This window comes from Sphingomonas sp. NFR15, from assembly GCF_900103265.1.
Lineage (GTDB): Bacteria > Pseudomonadota > Alphaproteobacteria > Sphingomonadales > Sphingomonadaceae > Sphingomonas > Sphingomonas pollutisoli.
Genome location: NZ_FMWX01000004.1, coordinates 1 through 17,297, shown reverse-complemented (window position 1 = coordinate 17,297; position 17,297 = coordinate 1). Strand labels below are relative to the sequence as shown.

General features: G+C 68.1%; 9 protein-coding genes and 1 rRNA gene. 9 read left to right on the top strand and 1 reads right to left on the bottom strand.

Annotated features, from left to right (window positions below):
* Positions 1 to 180: 180 nt before the first annotated feature.
* Positions 181 to 3,156, bottom strand: a complete 2,976-nt coding sequence (locus BLS81_RS10840) for a TonB-dependent receptor (protein WP_093223808.1) — start codon at positions 3,154 to 3,156, stop codon at positions 181 to 183.
* 490 nt (positions 3,157 to 3,646) lie between these two features.
* On the opposite strand from BLS81_RS10840, the gene BLS81_RS10835 reads away from it, so the two are divergent.
* The 9 genes from BLS81_RS10835 to BLS81_RS10795 form a co-directional block, all read left to right on the top strand.
* Positions 3,647 to 3,970: a hypothetical protein gene (locus tag BLS81_RS10835; RefSeq protein WP_143023351.1), complete on the top strand. Its 324-nt coding sequence runs from the start codon at positions 3,647 to 3,649 to the stop codon at positions 3,968 to 3,970.
* A gap of 7 nt (positions 3,971 to 3,977) precedes the next feature.
* Positions 3,978 to 4,688 carry a cellulose synthase operon protein YhjQ/BcsQ gene (locus BLS81_RS10830; protein ID WP_176787129.1) on the top strand — a complete coding sequence of 237 codons (711 nt, stop codon included), beginning with the start codon at positions 3,978 to 3,980 and terminating at the stop codon, positions 4,686 to 4,688.
* A 56-nt stretch (positions 4,689 to 4,744) separates the two neighbouring features.
* On the top strand, positions 4,745 to 9,082 hold the full coding sequence (bcsA, locus tag BLS81_RS10825; protein ID WP_093224236.1) for a UDP-forming cellulose synthase catalytic subunit: 4,338 nt from the start codon (positions 4,745 to 4,747) through the stop codon (positions 9,080 to 9,082).
* A 5-nt stretch (positions 9,083 to 9,087) separates the two neighbouring features.
* Positions 9,088 to 12,339 (top strand): cellulose biosynthesis protein BcsC, encoded by a 3,252-nt coding sequence (locus tag BLS81_RS10820; RefSeq protein WP_143023350.1) that lies wholly within the window; start codon positions 9,088 to 9,090, stop codon positions 12,337 to 12,339.
* Between the two features lie 4 nt (positions 12,340 to 12,343).
* Positions 12,344 to 12,784 carry a cellulose biosynthesis protein BcsD gene (bcsD, locus tag BLS81_RS10815; protein WP_093223802.1) on the top strand — a complete coding sequence of 147 codons (441 nt, stop codon included), beginning with the start codon at positions 12,344 to 12,346 and terminating at the stop codon, positions 12,782 to 12,784.
* Positions 12,781 to 13,794, top strand: a complete 1,014-nt coding sequence (locus BLS81_RS10810) for a family 8 glycosyl hydrolase (RefSeq protein WP_093223800.1) — start codon at positions 12,781 to 12,783, stop codon at positions 13,792 to 13,794. The genes bcsD and BLS81_RS10810 overlap by 4 nt, the downstream gene beginning before the upstream one ends.
* Positions 13,795 to 13,817: 23 nt before the next feature.
* Positions 13,818 to 14,309 carry a hypothetical protein gene (locus tag BLS81_RS10805; protein ID WP_093223799.1) on the top strand — a complete coding sequence of 164 codons (492 nt, stop codon included), beginning with the start codon at positions 13,818 to 13,820 and terminating at the stop codon, positions 14,307 to 14,309.
* A 116-nt stretch (positions 14,310 to 14,425) separates the two neighbouring features.
* On the top strand, positions 14,426 to 16,810 hold the full coding sequence (locus BLS81_RS10800; protein WP_371128276.1) for a hypothetical protein: 2,385 nt from the start codon (positions 14,426 to 14,428) through the stop codon (positions 16,808 to 16,810).
* A 414-nt stretch (positions 16,811 to 17,224) separates the two neighbouring features.
* Positions 17,225 to 17,297: ribosomal RNA gene (locus tag BLS81_RS10795) — 16S ribosomal RNA — on the top strand; the annotation flags it as partial.

Here is a 17,297-nt window from a genome sequence, read left to right as displayed (position 1 = left end):
TCTAGAACTTCACACCGGCGCCGGAATCGATCTGACGATTCGAACTCTTCTTTACCGCCGCTTTGCGCCGCGCGCGCACCAAACCCGCTCGTGCTGAGCGCAGTCGAAACATGACCCAGAGTGCGCCGCTTGGCACGCACTTCGACTTCGCTCGGTGCGAACGGGTAGGAGGCGTTCATTCTAGAACTTCACACCCACGCCAAAATAGATCTGGCGCCCCGTATGCGTGTTGATGAACGGGCTGTTGCGATCCGACCCCTGATATTGATCGACCGCCGCGTCGGTGAGGTTGAGGCCCTGCATCGTGATCTTGAGGTAATCGTTGACCTGATAGGACAAATTGGCGTCGATCGTGGTGATCTTGCTCTGCCCGTTGACGTCGTTGCCGGTGTTGCCGCCGGGCACGCTGACGAGGAAGCCGCCGCGATAGGCGATCGAGCCGCGGATCGAGAATTTGCCGTCGTCGAAATAGGCGGTGGCGTTGGCGGCATTCTTCGACAGGCCGACCAGAGCCGCGGTGGTGGTGAGGATCGGCACGCCGTTCGCGCTGGTCAGCACGTAATTGATCTTCGACGTGACGTGCGTGTAGTTCGCCAGCACGCCGAAGTGGTTGAGCCATTCGGGCAGGAAATTGAGCGGCAGGGCGGTCTGGCCGTTGATCTCGAACCCTTTGAGCGGCCCGCCGGGCGTGTTGAACGGGCGGCGCGACGTGAAGATGTCGGTCGGCGCGGTGGTCGAATTGGCGAGCAGCACCGGATCGAGCCCGAGCTGGTTGAACGGCAGATCTTCCTGAAGCGTCTGAATATAGGTGCTGATCTTCTTGTAGAAATAGGCGACCGAGAGCAGTGAATCGCGCGTCGGATACCATTCGGCGGCAAGATCGAGCGTCTTGGCCTTGATCGGATCGAGATTGGGATTGCCGACCGTCACGCTGCGCGCGCCGGTGACGGTGATCGAGCCGCCGGGGGTGAGATTGCCGAGATCGGGCCGGGCGATCACCTGCGAGGCGCCGAGGCGGAAGATCAGCGTGTTGATCGGCGAATAGGCGAGGTTGAGCGAGGGCAGCCAATTGTCATAGGTGCGTTTGGCGGTGACGAGGACGGGCGCGGTGCCGACGAGCTGATAGCCGTTCGAAGCCTGCGACGTCTGGACGTAGCGCACGCCGATGTCGCCGCGCAGCGGGAAGCCGAACAGGCGTTCCCCGTCGAATTCGACCTGCCCGTAGCCGGCCTTGTCATCCTCGGTGACGCCGCGGATGTTGCCGCGCGCGCTGGTGTTTTCGACACCGTTCTGCGCGAAGGTGCCGGTGTTCGAGAAGATGTCGAACACCTTCACGAACTTGTCGAGATCCGGCGTAACCCAGGATGTCGGCGTCGGCGCGGGGACTTTGAAGCCTTCGCCGAAGCCGGTCAGCACGCGGGTGAGATCGGCGACGGTGGTGCCGGCGGGCAGCGCGGGCACGAGCAGCGAGTTGACCGCGCGGCCGGTGGCGGAGGATTTGAACTCGAAGCGCTTGTACGAGCCGCCGATCTTGAGATTGAGGCCATCGAGCAGCTTCATGTTGCTCTGGATGTTCGCGTTCTTGAAAGTGTTGATCGAGCTGCTGGTGCTCAGCCGGATTTCGGACGTGTTGTTGATGAAGCCGAAATTGGCGGGATTGGTGACATCGAAGCCGTAATCGAGGATCGGGTGACGGCTGTCCTGCCGATAATCCCAGCTATAATTCTGGCTGTTGGGCCGATCGATCGTCAACGTAGTGTCGATCGGGACTTCGAGATCGGATTTGGAATATCCGATGCCGCCGGTCACCGTCCACCAGCTCGCCAGATCCTGCCGGCCGTTGAGCGTATATTGCTGGAACTTGGTGGTAAAATCGGTGTAGCGCGTCTCCGAGCGGATATCGACATTGTCGAACACGCCATAGACGAGATCGCCCGCGCCATTGACTTCCGCCTGACGCACCGCCGTCTGCGGCTTGCCGTTGTTCGAAAGCGCGCGGCTGAACGAGAAGGCTTCGATGAAGTTCTCCTCGCGCGTGGCGTGATAGTTCGAATAGAGCGCGTCGAAGGTGAGCAGGGTGTGGCTGCTCGGCTGCCACTGGATCGAGCCCGTCAGCCCGAGCCGCTTCTGATCGTGCGTGAGCCGGCCGTATCGCGGGAGGCGGGGCGCGTGGACCGCCGTGCCGCCCCCGGCGTTGACGGTGTTGTAGGCGGCGACATTCTCGGGCGTGTTGGCGGGGCGGGGCACGCCGGTCGAACAGGCGGTCGCGGTGGTGCCGTTGGCGGCGGAGAGCGGCGGGTTGGCGGGTGCGTAGCCGACCGGCGCGCAATAGCCGCCGTTGGTGTTGGTGGTATCGAACCCGACCGAGCCCGCGCCGTCCTCATATTTCCGGCTGCGCGAATAGGCCGCCGAAACGAGCACGCCGACCGTGTCGTCGAAGAATTTGGTGGTGAACAGCCCCGCGAGGCGTGGGTCCACCGCCTTGCGCAGATCGTTGTAATTGCCCTGCACCGAGGCGGCGACCGTGGTCTTCTTGTAATCGAGCGGGTGCGCGGTCTGCAGATCGACGGTGGCGCCGAGCGAGCCTTCGTCGATCTCCGCCGATTGCGTCTTGCGCACGGTGATCGCGCTGAACAGCTCCGAGGCGAAGACGTTGAAATCGAAGCCGCGCCCGCGGTTGGCGCCGCCCGAGCTGTCGGTCGAGGTGGTGGTGCTGAGCGCCTCCATGCCGTTGATGCGGATGCGCGTGAACTGCGCGCCGAGACCGCGCACGGTGATGCTGCGGCCCTCGCCGGCATCGCGCCCGATCGACACGCCGGGGACGCGCTGGATCGATTCGGCGAGGTTGTTGTCGGGGAATTTGGCGATGTCCTCGGCCTTGATGACGTCGATCGCGCCGATCGCCTCGCGCTTGGCGTTGATCGCCGAGGCGAGGCTGGCGCGGAAGCCGGTGACGATGATGTCTTCGGTCTGGGTGTCGCCGGGCTGGGCGGTGGCGGTCTGGCTGCCGGCCTCGACGCTGGCGGGCGCGGGCGCCGACGGGGTGGTGCCGGGGCCGGGATCGGCGGGCGGCGGCGTGGTCTGCGCGGCGGCGGTTCCGGCCGCGAGTGCGAGGACCGACGCGCAGAGCGCCAGCCGGGTGATGTGAGATGTCATCGCGTTTCCCCTCCTGTGGTCATGTCGCCGTCGGCCGGTGGTGCGGCGTCTGTCAGGCGTGGCGGTGATGTCGTGTCGCGGTCAGTTGCTCCGGCGCCGGTGCTTTGGGCGAGCGGTGTCATCGACTCTGGCAGGGCTGCTGTCGTGCGGTGTCGTCACGATATTTTCCCTTTTCTCCGCGCGGTGACCATCGGCGGAGGCGCGGAACCGCGGCGCGCGGGCGTCGCCGCGCGATTCGAATCCTGGTGCATCCTCATCCGAACGATCGCGTCGGCGCGTCGTTTTTCCTGTTGTTGGACCTTGATTTCATATTTTGGCACCGGTGTCATCAACTTTTTTCGAGCGCCGCGGGCGCGCTGCCGCACCGGCTTCGATACTAATTTTCTATTAAAATTCTGATTGTTGTGGCTATGTGCATACTTTGTTAACCAAAATATGATTTCTGTGATGCGCCGGAAATCTTCCAGCGGGGCATGACATGACGGATGACGTGAGCAGACTGCTTGAGCAGCTAGGGCAGCCGGATCTCGAGTATCGCGTTTTCGCGGACAAGGTCGAGACGCCAGGCTATTGGCCGATCTTTCGGCTGATCCACGCGCATCCCGCGCTCGCGCGGCTGCCGGGTGCGCAGCGGCGTTCCTACCCCGCGGAGCGGGCCGCGCCGTCGGGCGAGGGCTGGTCCGGCGCCGATCGCCGCGTTGGCGGGCCGGGCAAGCTGTTCCGCCGCTATGGCGAGGCGCAGGCACCGGCCGCGCCCGAGCCGGAAGCACCATCGGACGACATTCGCGGCCTGCTTCGCCGCCTTTCGGAGTAGAGCGGCGATGATCGTGCTTTTCCATTCCCCCAAGGGCGGCGTCGGCACATCGGCGGTCGCCGCCAACCTCGCGCTGGTGCTCGCCGAGCGCGGCGTGTTCGTGACGGCGGTGGACCTGACCGGGCAGGGCGCGCTCGCGCTGTGCCTGGGCGACAGCTCCGGCGTGATCGACCGCAGCCGCCAGGCCGAGGGCGACGCGGCGATGATCGTCGCCGGGGTGCGCGTGATGGCGCCCGGCGCGGACCGCACGGCGGCCGAGATCGTGGCGGCGATCCAGTCGCACGAGGACGAGGATGGCGACGGGGTCGTGATCGTCGATATCGGATCGGGCGACCGCCACGCGCTCGACCTGTTGCTGCCGCTCGCGGCGCTGCGGCTGTGCGTGCTGACGCCGGACCCGGCGGCGCTCGCCGCGCTGCCGCTGGTGTATCGCGACGTGCAGGCGACGCGCGACGACCGGACGTTCTTCCTGCTCAACCGCGTCGATGACCGGCTGCGGCTCGGCCGCGACATCGCGACGATGCTGCGCGGTCTGCTCGGCGACCGGCTGCTCGGCACGATCCGGCGCGACGAGGCGGTCGGCGAGGCGCTGGCGATGCTGGAGACGCTGGCGAGCTTCGCGCCAGCGAGTGCCGCGCTCGCCGACTTCCGCGCGATCGCCGGACGGCTCGTGCCCGAACGCGCGGATGCCGCCCAGCCCGAGCGCGGCATCGCATGACCGCCACCGCCACCGCCACCGTCGCGGGCGCGCAGGAGGACGCCACTCCGCCCGCGATGCCGCGCGCCGTCTTGTGGCTGATCGCGATCGTCGCCGCGCCGATCGTGATCTGCGCCGTCGTGGTGCCGCTCGACCTGCGCGAGCAATGGATGTTCGCGCTCGCGATGATTGCGGCGGTGCTCGTCATCAACCGCCTGAAGGGGCGGCGCATGACGCTGGCGATCTGCCTGCTCTCGGCGCTGGTTTCGACACGTTACATCTGGTGGCGAACCACCGCGACGCTGGAGTTCGGCACGCCCGTCGAGTTCGCGCTCGGCATCCCGCTGTATGTCGCCGAACTCTACGCCTGGCTCATCCTGATCCTCGGGCTGGTCCAGACCGGCTTCCCGCTCGACCGTCCGCTGGTGCCGCTGAAAGGCGAGCCGCGCCGGTTCCCGAGCGTCGATGTCTACATCCCGACCTATAACGAGAGCCTGAGCATCGTTCGCACCACGGTGTTCGCGGCGATGGCGATGGATTATCCGCCCGACCGGTTCCGCGTGTTCATCCTCGATGACGGGCGGCGCCCCGAATTCCGCGACTTCGCGCGCGAGGCGGGCTGCGGATATCTGACCCGATCGGACAATCTCCACGCCAAGGCGGGCAATTTGAACGCCGCGATGAAGCGCACCGACGGCGACCTGATCTGCGTGTTCGACTGCGATCACGTGCCGACGCGCGCGTTCCTTCAGGTGACGGTCGGCTGGTTCCAGGAAGACCCGAAGCTCGCCGTCCTGCAGACGCCGCACCATTTCTACTCGCCCGATCCGGTCCAGCGCAACGTGACCGCGGTGGGCGACATGCCGGGCGAGGGCGAATTGTTCTACGGCGCGGTGCAGAGCGGCAACGACCTGTGGAACGCGACCTTCTTCTGCGGTTCGTGCGCGATCATCCGCCGCAAGGCGCTCGAACAGACCAACGGCTTCGCGGGCGAGACCGTGACCGAGGACGCGCACACCGCGCTCAAGCTGCAACGGATGGGCTGGAACACCGCCTATATCAACGCGCGCCTGTCGGCGGGCCTCGCCACCGAGCGGCTGGTGCTGCACATCGGCCAGCGCATCCGCTGGGCGCGCGGCATGACGCAGATCTTCCGCATCGACAACCCGATGCTCGGGCCCGGGCTGACCCTGCCACAGCGGCTTTGCTACCTGAACGCGATGCTGCACTTCCAGTTTCCGCTGCCGCGCATCATCTTCCTGACCTCCCCGCTCGCCTATCTGATCGCCGGGCAGAACGTGATCCATGCTTCGGCGGCGATGATCTTCGCCTATGCGGTGCCGCACCTGTTCACCTCGACGACGTCGAGCGAACGCCTGCAAGGCTCCGAGCGGCGCCCGTTCTGGGGCGAGATCTACGAGACACTGCTTGCCTTCCACCTCGCCAAGCCGACGGTGCTGACGCTGTTCAACCCGCACAAGGGCAAATTCAACGTCACCGACAAGGGCGCGACGCTGGAGAAGGGTTTCTTCGATTACCAGACGCTGCGCCCGCACTTGATCTGCGCGGGGCTGCTGATCCTCGGCATCGCGATCGGCTTCGTGAAGCTGCTGTTCCCGCTGACCTTCAACGTGCAACTGAGCACGCTGTTGCTCAATACGGCGTGGACGATGTTCAACCTGCTGATCCTCGTCTCGGCGATCTCGGTCGGGCGCGAGACGCGGCAGACGCGCGACGCGGTCCGCTTCGAGGCGGCGCTGCCGGTCTCGCTCTATTTCGACGATGGCTATGTGGTCGACGCGACCACCATGAACGTGTCGATGAGCGGCCTCGCGATCCGCGCGCCGGAGCGTTTCGACGTGACCGGGCGGGCCGTGACCGATGTCGGCTTTCGGATCGGCGAGCGTGCCTTCACGGTGCCGGTCGAGACGATCAAGGTCGCGTCGGGCATCGCCCGCGTGCGCTTCCCCAAGCTGGCGATCGACGAGGAACGCCGTCTGTCGGAAGCGCTGATGGGACGCGCCGACGCCTGGCAACACACCACCCATCACAAAACCGAAACGAGCTTTCAATCGATGAGGGATATCGCCAAAATTTCCGCCTCCACGCTGGTCGCCGGTGGCGGATCGGTGCGCAATCCGCGCCAGCTCATCGGCGCGATCAGCTCGGTGATGGTCACGATGTTCCTGATCGCGCTGGCGCTCGGCATCCTGGGCGGCGTCGCCAACGCCGCGAGCATGCCCGTGCAGGCGCAAGCCGCCGCGGCCACGACGGCGGCGGCCGAGGCGCCGGGCAGCCATGCGCTGCACTTCACGCTGAAGGATTTGCGCGTCCAGAGCCGTATCCGATTGCAGGGCACCCAGGGCGAAGTCGGCATTCCGTTCGGCCTGCGCCATGACGAGGTGGTCTCGGCCGCGCAACTGACGCTCAACTTCGCGTATTCCCCGGCGCTGCTGGGCGATCTCAGCCAGCTCGTCGTGCTGGTGAACGGCGAGGTGGTGCGCAGCATCCCGCTGTCGTCCGACACGGCGAACGGCGTCGCTGTGACGATCCCGGTCGAGCCGGCGCTCTTCACCGCCGGGGACAATCAGATCAACCTTCGCCTCGTCGGCCATTATGCGCGCGATTGCGAAGACCCGCTCAACAGCACGCTGTGGGCGAACATCAGCAACACGCGATCGGCGCTCGACCTGACCGTGCAGAAGCTGCCCATGCAGCGCGACCTGTCGGCGCTGCCCGCGCCGCTGTTCGACCGTTCGCAGACGCAGGCGCTCAAGCTGCCCTTCGTCTTCGCCGGCTCGCCGAGCAACGCCGAGCTTCAGTCCGCCGCCGCCATCGCCGGTTGGCTGGGGGCCGAGGCGAGCTATCGCAATTTCCAGTTCAAGCCGGTCGCGGGCGTGCTGCCGGTGGGCAACGCCGTGGTGTTCCTCACGCCAAACCGGAGCGTTCCGGGTATCGCCATGCCGCAGATCGACGGGCCGACGCTCGCCATCGTCGCCAACCCGCGCGATCCGTTCGGATCGCTGCTGCTGGTGATGGGCCGCGACGACCGTGAGCTGAGGCTCGCCGCCAATGTCGCCGCGACCAGCGGCGGCGCGCTGAGCGGCGCCTCGGCATCGGTGAGCGGTGCGCGCGTGCCCGTGACCGACCGGTACGGCGCGCCGCGCTGGCTGAGGACCGACCGTGCGGTGCAGCTCGGCGAGATCGTGCGGCCGCACAGCCTGCAAGGGCAGGGGCTGCCGCCGGGGCCGCTCACCGCCGATTTCCGGCTCGCACCCGATCTGTTCTACTGGCCGCGCACCGGCGCCCGGCTCAACATCGGCTATACCTATCCGGTGGCGCCGTGGCTCGACCGCCAGCGCTCGCGGCTCGATCTGTCGCTCAACGGCCAGTATCTCAAGACCTTCCGGCTCGCCGAGGCGAATTGGTGGGGCCGGATGTGGGGTGCGGGCGGCACGACCTCGCGCCACGACACCGGCAATGCGATCCTGCCCGGCTATGCGCTGTTCGGGCAGAACCAGATCTCGCTCTATTACGACCTTCAGGTCGCCGACAAGAAGCGCTGCTCGGGCACGTTGCCGACCAATGTACTGGTCGGCATCGACCCGACCAGCACGATCGACCTGACTGGCGTGCAGCACGCCGCGCTGATGCCGAACCTCGCGCTGTTCGCGGGCGCGGGCTTCCCGTTCACGCGCACGCCCGACCTTGGCGAGACCGTGGTCGTCATGCCGGCCAGCCCGACGGCGAGCGAGGTCGAGACCTTCCTCGCGCTGATGGGCCGGTTCGGCGATGCCACCGGCGTCGCGCCGACGCGGCTGACGGTGGTGCGCAGCATCGACGGCAACGATCTGACCGGCTACGACATTCTCGTCGTCGGCAGCCCGGCGCGGCTCAACGTCGGCAACCTGTTCGAAGGCGCGCCGGTGCATTGGAGCGGCGGCCGCATCGAGGTGGCGCAACGCTCGGCGATCAGCCGCGCGTGGGATTATTTCAGCCCCTATGCCGAGGCGATGCCGTCGAACGTCGACCAGTCGCTGCTCGCGACCGCCGGCTTCCAGGGCGTCACCAGCTTCCATTCGCCGTTCGATCCCGACCATAGCGTGGTGGCGGTGCTCGCGACCCAGCCCGACGCGTTGCCCGACCTCATCAACGGGCTCGCCGATCGCGACATCAACGCGCAGATGCAGGGCGATCTCGCGCTGTTCAGCGGCGACCGGATCACGAGCTTCCGTGTCGGCGGGGTATATTGGAGCGGCTCCCTGCCCTGGTGGCTGCGCAGCGGCTTCTGGCTGAGCCAGCACCCGATGCTGCTGGCGTTCTCCGGCGTGCTGGCGGCGCTGCTGCTGTCGCTGCCGCTCTACCTGTTCCTGAAGGCGCAGAAGCGCCGCCGGCTCGCCGGCGTGAAGGAGTGACCGTGATGGCTTCGCGTACCGTCCTGAAGATCGCGATGTGCGTGGCGATGGCCACGGGCGCGGCGGTGCCCGCCCAGGCCGCGCCGTCCGCGATCGATACCCTGCTCAGCCAGGCGCGCTACTGGAATGCCAAGGGGCGGGCCGACCTCGCCCGCGCCGCGCTGAACCGCGTGCTGGCGATCGACCCCAACAACGCCGAGGCGCGCGCGGCGCTCGCGCGGCCGACCGCGCCGAAAGCGCCGCCCAAGCCGGTCGCGAAGCCGGCCGCCGCGCCGACGGCACCCGCGCCGGCCGCGCGCGCGCCGGCGCGAGCGAAGCCGAGCGACAGCGGTGGCGACGCGCGCGCGGCCGGTTTCGCCGCGCTGAACAGCGGCAAGCTCGATGTGGCGGCGGCGCGGTTCCAGGCGGCGCTCAAGGTGCAGCCGGGGGATCGCGACGCGCTCGGCGGGCTGGGGTTGGTGCGTCTGCGCGCCAAGAAATTCGCCGAAGCGCGCGATCTGCTTACGCGTGCGTCGGCGGGCGGCAACGCCGGCAAATGGGCGACCGCGCTGGCTGCGGCGCAATTCTATGGCGACATGGACGACGCGCGCGCCGCGCTGAACGCCGGGCGGCTCGACCAGGCCGAGCAGATCGCGCGGCGGCTCGCCACCTCGGACTTCAAGGACCGCGACAACGCCAACCTGCTGCTCGGCGAGATCCTCTCGCGCCAGGGGCGGACCAGCGAGGCGGCGACGGTCTATGCGCAGGCGGGCGCGGCGGGGGCCGCGAGCAGCGGCGCGCTGCGGGCGCAGGCGGCGCGCGCGCAGGCGCAGCAGCTTGCCGCGACGGGCGATCTGGCGGGCGCGGTGAAGGCGTTCCAGACCGCGGTCGCGGCCGATCCGTCCGATCCGTGGGTCCGCTATCAATATGCGATCTTCCTCGCCGATCAGGGCCATCAGGGCGACGCCGCCGCCGTCATCGCGCCGCTCGCGGCGATGAACACGCCCGAGGCGCTGTACGCAGGCGCCTTGTTCTACGATCATGTCGGTTCGCCGATGACCGCGGCGGCGCGCATGGCGCAGATTCCGGCCGAGCAGATGACGCCGGAGATGCGTGAGTTCGCGATCACGATGAAGACGGGCGAGGCGATCGACCGTATCAAGGCGATGCAGGCGCAGGGGAATATCGGCGGCGCGCTGGCGGGGGCGCGTGCGCTCGCCGCCGGGCCGCAGGTCTCGGTGCGGACGCTTGGCGCGGTCGCCGATCTGCTGATGTCGATGGGCGACGAGGCGGGCGCGCAGGCGCTGGCGCAGCGCGCGGCGGCGATGCCGCTGGCGGAGCCGGGCGACTATCAATCAGTGGTGGGGGTGCTGGCCCGGAGCGGGCAGGACATCGAGGCGAGCACCCTGATCGCCCGGTTCGGCGGCTCGGCGGACAGTGGCGCGATCGCGCGGCTCAACGCGGTGCTGGCGGCCAATCAGGCCGACCGGATGCGGCTGGCCGGGCAGAACGCGGCGGCGTTCGACGTGTTGCGCAGCGCCTATGCGAACGCGCCGCAGGACCACGACATCCTCGGCGCGCTCGCGCGGTTGTATCAGGGCGGCGGGATGCCGGGGCAGGCACAGCAGGTCTATGCGATGCTGATCGCGCAGAAGGCGGACGATGTCGGCGCGCTTTCGGGCTATGCCGAAGCGGCGGCGGCGGCGCGCGATTATGACAACGCCGGACAGGCGATCGAGCGCGCGCTGACGATCGCGCCGCGCAACGCCGATGTCTATCTGGCGGCGGCGCGGGTCGAACAGGCGCGCGGGCATAAGGGCGCGGCGCTCAAATATCTCAAACAGGCGCGGGCGCTGGCGGGCGGCGACGCCGGGCTGGCGAACGGCGCGCCCTTCGAAGGCGGCAACCCCTTCGCCAACGCGAGCGGCAACCCGTTCGCCGGCGGGGCGGCGGCGGCGCCACCCAATCCGTTCGCGCTGCCCGCGCGACCGAGCGGCGGGGGCGGCGGACGCTTCACGCCGGTCGGCGCGCCGCTTCCGCCGGTAGGCGGCGGGTTCGGCCCGGCCAATCCGTTCGGGCAATTGCCGGCCGCGCGGGCGGGTGGCGCCGCCGACCCGACGCTGGCGCGGATCGATCGGGAAATCGCCGCGCTCGCCGGTGAGGCCGGATCGACGATCGAGGCCAGCACCAGCTATCGCAACCGTTCGGGCGAGGCGGGGCTCAGCAAGCTGAACCAGATCGGCGCGACGGTGACCGCGAGCACGCATATCGGCAACGCCAAGATCAGCGCCTCGGTCTCGCCGGTCGTGCTCGACGCGGGCAGCATGTCGCGGTCCGGTCTCGCGCGGTTCGGCACCAATCCCACCGCCGAGGCGACCGGGATCGTCAACCAGGCGGTGTCGCAGTTGACGCTGGCCGACACCCAGCACGATGCCGGCGTCGCCGCCTCGGTCGCGATCACGGTGGGCGCGCTCAAGGCCGATGTCGGTGCGACGCCGATGGGCTTCCGCAAGACCAATGTGGAGGGGGGCGCGAGCTTCACCCCCAAGCTCGGCGATCATGTCACCGTCGGCATCCACGGCGAGCGCCGCGCGGTGACCGACAGCCTACTCTCCTATGCCGGCACGATCGATCCGGTGAGTGGGCTGCCCTGGGGATCGGTGATGCGCAGCGGCGGCGGCGGATCGCTCTCCTTCGACACCAACGGCAGCGGCATCTACGCGGACGGCGCCTACCATCGCTACGACGGCGTGAACGTGCGCGCCAACCGTGCGTTCGAGGGCAATATCGGCGGCTATATCAACATCTACCGCGAAGGCGGGACCAGCGTGACCGGGGGCGCGAACCTCAATTACCAGACGTTCGATAACAACCAGAACTACTTCTCATACGGGCACGGCGGCTATTTCAGCCCGCAGAGCTTCGTTGCGGTGGCGTTCCCGCTGCATTATCGTACCGAGAAGGGCAATTGGAAGGCGGGCGCGGATTTCTCGCCGGGCTTCCAGAGCTATCAGCAGGATGCGGTGCCGGTATATCCGACGCTGCCCGCCGCGCAGGCGCAACTCGATACGCTGAAGGGCAGGAACACCGACGTGCGCTCCAGTTACGACAGCCTGAGCAAGAGCGGCTTCGCCTTCGCGGGCTCCGCCTCGGGTTCGTATCGGGTCGGCGGCGCGACCGAGATCGGCGGCGAGGTGAAATATAACAGCTTCGGCGTCTACAACGAGTTTCAGACGTTGTTGAGCATTCGCCAATCGCTGAGCGGCTCCGGGAAATGAACGCATGATCGACCCTACGACCGCCCGCGCGCCCGCCAACGTGACCAGCCTTCTGCTCGAATTGCTGTTGACCGAGGTGCGCGAGACCGCGCAGCCCGACGAGGAACTGGCGTTCCTCCACTCGGTCGGCTTTCAACTGGCGGCGCGCTATCCGTTGCAGTCCTCGGGCAGTCTGGAAGCGGTCGAGGCCGAGTTGAACGACCTGTTCCAGCACCTCGGGCTGGGGACGGTGCGACTGTCGGTGACGAAGGACGGCATCCACATCCGCCATCGCCTGCTGCCGGTGGATGGGCTCGAGCAGGACGGGGCGTGGCGGGGGGCGTTGCCGCGCATTCTGCAAGGCGCCTATGACGCCTGGCTGCGCTCGCTGGGCAGCGGCCCCAAGCTGCACACGACGATCGTGTCGAGCGACGGCTTCACCTTCGAATTCCGGCACGGGGCATGACGATGTCGCAGGATCGTCGTAGCTTCATCGGCGGATTGATGCTGGCGGGGATGTTGCCCGGCGGATGCGCGGTCGCGAGCCCGCCGCCCAAGATCGGCGGGCCGTGGGCGGCCTTCTCGGCGCGGTTCCTCTCGCCCGAGGGGCGGATCATCGACACCGGCAACGGCGGCATCAGCCATAGCGAGGGGCAGGGCTATGGCATGCTGCTGGCGGAGGCGGCGGGCGATCGGGCCGGGTTCGACCGGCTGTGGACGTGGACGAGCCACTTCCTCTCCCGCACCGATGCCCGGTTGTTCTCCTGGCGGTTCGATCCCGCCGCGGCCAACCCGGTCGCCGACCCGAACGACGCGAGCGACGGCGATATCCTGATCGCCTGGGCGCTGCTGCGTGCCTCCGTGCGCTGGCGGGTGGATGAATATGCGCGGCAGTCCGCCGCGATCCGGGGCGCGATCCGCAAGCATCTGATCCGCCGGATCGGCACGCGGACGGTGCTGCTGCCGGGGATACAGGGGTTCGAGACGCCGGGATTGCTGACGCTCAATCCGTCCTATTACATCTGGCCCGCGCTCGATGCGTTCCTCGCCGCCGACGGCACCGCGGCATGGGGCGCGGTGGTGAGCGATGGCGAACAGATCCTCGCCGAAGCGCGGTTCGGCGCGCACAAGCTCATCACCGACTGGATCGAGATCGACACGGCCGGCGTGCGCCCGGCGCGCGGCCGGGCGCCGCAATTCGGCTTCGACGCGGTGCGCGTTCCGCTCTACCTCGCCTGGGGAAAGCGCAGCGGCGCGCTGGCGCCGTTCCGGGATTTCTGGAGCGACTGCCTCGCCCGGCACGTCATGATACCGGCGTGGGTCGATGTCACCAGCGGTGCGCAGGCGCCCTATGCGCTGTCGGACGGGGGAATGGCGGTGGCCGATATCACGCTGGGCCGGAAGCCGCGCGCCGCGCGGGGCGGCGACTATTTCTCGACCGCGCTGGGCGCGCTGGCGGCGCTTGCGGCGGCTTGATCCGCCCGCGAGGGGAGTGTTCGATGGCACGCATCGCCTGGTGGCCCGCGCTGCTCTTGCTGGCAGGCTGCGGCGGCCCGCAACGCCCCCCGCCGGCGCGGTTGATGTTCGGCGGCTTGCCCGTCGCCGGCAGCCTCGCCGACGCTAAGCGTGCCGGCTTCATCGATTGCGTGCAAAGCGACGCGGTGAGCATGCGATGCCGCAAGCACAAGGTCATGTTCGAGGGCACCGGGCCGTACGAAGCCGCGGTCGATCTCGCCGGCGGCGACGGCGGCGGCGGCTTCGGGCTGGTGACTGTGTGGCACGACACGGATCAATATGCGGTCTATGCGATCACCGACGTGCTGGAAAAGCGCGGCTGGCAGAGTTGCAATACCGCCACCGGCGACCACGGCGACCAGATGATCTATTCGAAGAAAGGCGCGCGTGTCGGCGTCTTCATGGACCTGAGCTATTGGGGCAAACGCCGCGTGCGCGTGATCCCCAACTGGAACAAGCGCGAGCGGCGCTGCTGAGGGCACGCAACCCGTGGCGGTGGCGATGGTTCTTGTTCGCGTATCGCACGGCTGCCCGCCGCATTGCGGACACAGGCCGGCGGCATGACCGCGAGCGATTGACAGGTGCGGAGATCGTGTTGCGTCCTTTTCCCTTGCTATGTCTCGCCGGGCTGTTCGCGCTGGCTTCGGCTCCACCGGCGCGCGCGGCAACCTCCTCGTTCGATCTGATCGGCCCGCGTCTTCACATCATGGTGACGCATGACGGCACCCAGCTTCCGCTGCAACGCGTGCCGAACCTTTCCGAAGGCGATCAGGTGTCGATCAAGCTCGACCTGCTCCCGAGCCAGACCGAACATTACCGGCTGGTGGCGGCATTCCTGCGCGGGACGGTGGAGCGCCCCGATAGCAAATGGTTCCACGAGGCGTTGAGCTGGAAACCCAAGGACGCCGAGCTTTCGCTGACCGTCCCCAAGGGCGCGCAGCAGATGGCGCTGTTCATCGTGCCCGAGCGCGGCGGCAGCGCGGGCGCGATCAGCAGCGCGGTGCGCAAGCAGCCGGGCGCCTTCGTGCGCGCGGTGCAGGAACTCAACCAGGCCTCGCTCGACCGCGCGCGGCTCGACACCTTTCTGCACACGATGCTCAAGACCGAGCGCGCGGCCCCGCAGACGGTCGCGGCGATCTCGCCGGTGCTCGCGCGCAGCCTCGCGATCCGGCTCAAATCCGAATGCCTCGAACAACCCGCCGAGCTTCAGGCGGCGTGCCTCACCGTCGATCGCGAGACGCTGCTGCTGGCCGACACGCACAGTTCGGCGCTTGCCGACACGCTGGCGGGGACGCCGACCGACCTCGCCTTCCAACTCAGCGCGACGCCGCAGGCGGGCTATGGATCGTACAGCTCGTACATCGGCGTGGTCCGCGATCTGTTCCGGCTGGTCGGTGCGTTCCAATCGACCCAGTTGCAGTTCATCCCCGCGCTGGCGCGGATGGATGATGGCGCGGTGACGGTGCTGCTCAACACGCCGGTGTCCTTCGCCAAGCCGGCATCGGTGATCGTGCTGGCGTTGCCGGCGATCGAAGCGCCCAAGCCGCCGCCGCTGCGGCGTTCCGATCCGGCGGCGTTGTGCGCCGCGCCGGGTTTCGTCCTGCCGGTCGAGGGGGCGCCGCTGATCTACGCGACCGATTACGCGCACGACATGAAATTGCGGCTGAAGCGCGCGGACGGGACGCCGGTGGACATCCCGCTGCGCGCCGATGCGAGCGCGGGCGGGTTCGTCGCGGACGGCGCGGTGCCGGCCGGCGCGCTCGGCGCGTCCACCTCGGGCCAGGTGCATGGCGAATGGGGGTTCGCGGCGTTCGACGGCCCGAGCTTCGTGCTCTCCAGCCCCGGCGAGACCGCATGGAAGGCGCCCGATCGCGGCGCGCTGGTGGCGGGGCGTACCAATCAGCTCGATCTGACCGGGGGCGGGGCGGGGTGCGTCACCGAAGTCGAGATGCGGCGCGGGGACGGCGCGGCGCAGCCGGTGACGTGGAAGCAATCCGGGCCGAACGGCATCGTGGCGACGCTGCCGCTGGAGAAGATCGACGCCGGGGCGATGTCCATTCTCATCCACAGCAAGGGGGCCGCGGAGCCGGCGGTGGTGACGCTGCGCGTCTTCCAGGAGACGGGCAGCCTCGACGATCTCACCGTGTATGCGGGCGACAGCGAAGCCTTGCTGACGGGCACGCGGCTCGATCAGGTGCTCGGTGCGACGCTCGGCAAGCTGGCATTGCAGCCGGGCACGCTGACGCGGGTCGGCAAGCAGGACCGGCTGACGCTGCGGCTCGCCGACCCGGCCGCCGCGCCGACGCTGGTCGCGGGGAAGGCCGAGACCGCCGACGTGGTCTTCGCGAACGGGCGGCACAGGACCGTGTCGGTCACGATCGCGCCGCCGCGCCCGGCGGCGACACTGGTTCGGGTGACGGCGCAGCCGGCGGCGCGCGAGGGCGGCCGGCCGATCACGCTCGCCACACCCGATGTGTTCGCGCAGGACGCCCGCGTCGCCTTCGCCTTCCACCTCGATGGCGCGGCGACACTGTCCGGCCGGGAGACGATCGAGATCGCCACCGCCGATGGCCGCGCGAGCACGACGATCACGGCGGGGAAGGGCTATGATCTGCAGGACGAGAAGACCGGCATCGTCTCCTTCGTACCGGCGGACGCGCTCGGCCCCGCGGCATTCGGGGCGGTGCGGTTCCGCACGGTGCGTGACGGCACCGCCTCGGCCTGGGTTCCGCTCGGGACGGTCGTGCGGTTGCCCGAGATCCGCTCGGTCGCCTGCTCGGGGAAGGCGTGCCGGATCACCGGCGAGCGGCTGTTCCTCATCGCGAAAATCGGGGCGAGCGCGACCTTCGAGCCGGGGCACGACGTGCCCGACGGCTTCGTCGGCACCGAGATCCCCGCCGCCGCGGGCGCGGACGGGCGCATCTCGCTGCAATTGCGCGATGCGCCGCAAGCTGTGGCGACGGTTGGGGCGCGTTGAACGCACGCGCCGCGCACAGGATCCTTCCGGCCAGCGTCCCAGAAGCGAAAAAAGTGGAGGGGGCGCAAAAAAGGGCTTGCCGACTCGGTGCAGCCGCCCTATTTGCCCGCCTCCACACAGCGGCACCCCACACGGGATGCTTCTGACGGTCAGCAAAAGACCAGCGTTAGGCTTCCCTCGCAAGGGGGTTAGGTTGGGCGTCGGTATTTTGCGCTCTTTGACATTGTTGGTTTAGATGAAGGGACATGTGGGCGGCGGCTTGCGGGTTCGGGCGTTTTCAAGGCGTTCGGTACTCGTTTAAAGCTATGCTGGCTCACAAGTCCTTCACGTATCCATACGTAAGAATTTGTGCAGACCATGCTCCTTGAGATGCACTTTCCTGACGGGTTATTCCGCTCGCTGGGGAGGTTACATAAACTTGAGAGTTTGATCATGGCTCAGAATGAACGCTGGCGGCATGCCTAACACATGCAAGTCGAACGAGATC

What these genes read in the sequence shown, in the direction of transcription:
- BLS81_RS10805 (WP_093223799.1), top strand. Translation starts at nt 13,818, where the DNA reads ATGGCACGCATCGCCTGGTGGCCCGCGCTGCTCTTGCTGGCAGGCTGC.
- BLS81_RS10820 (WP_143023350.1), top strand. Translation starts at nt 9,088, where the DNA reads ATGGCTTCGCGTACCGTCCTGAAGATCGCGATGTGCGTGGCGATGGCC.
- BLS81_RS10810 (WP_093223800.1), top strand. Translation starts at nt 12,781, where the DNA reads ATGACGATGTCGCAGGATCGTCGTAGCTTCATCGGCGGATTGATGCTG.
- bcsD (WP_093223802.1), top strand. Translation starts at nt 12,344, where the DNA reads ATGATCGACCCTACGACCGCCCGCGCGCCCGCCAACGTGACCAGCCTT.
- BLS81_RS10830 (WP_176787129.1), top strand. Translation starts at nt 3,978, where the DNA reads ATGATCGTGCTTTTCCATTCCCCCAAGGGCGGCGTCGGCACATCGGCG.
- BLS81_RS10840 (WP_093223808.1), bottom strand. Translation starts at nt 3,156, where the DNA reads ATGACATCTCACATCACCCGGCTGGCGCTCTGCGCGTCGGTCCTCGCA.
- bcsA (WP_093224236.1), top strand. Translation starts at nt 4,745, where the DNA reads ATGCCGCGCGCCGTCTTGTGGCTGATCGCGATCGTCGCCGCGCCGATC.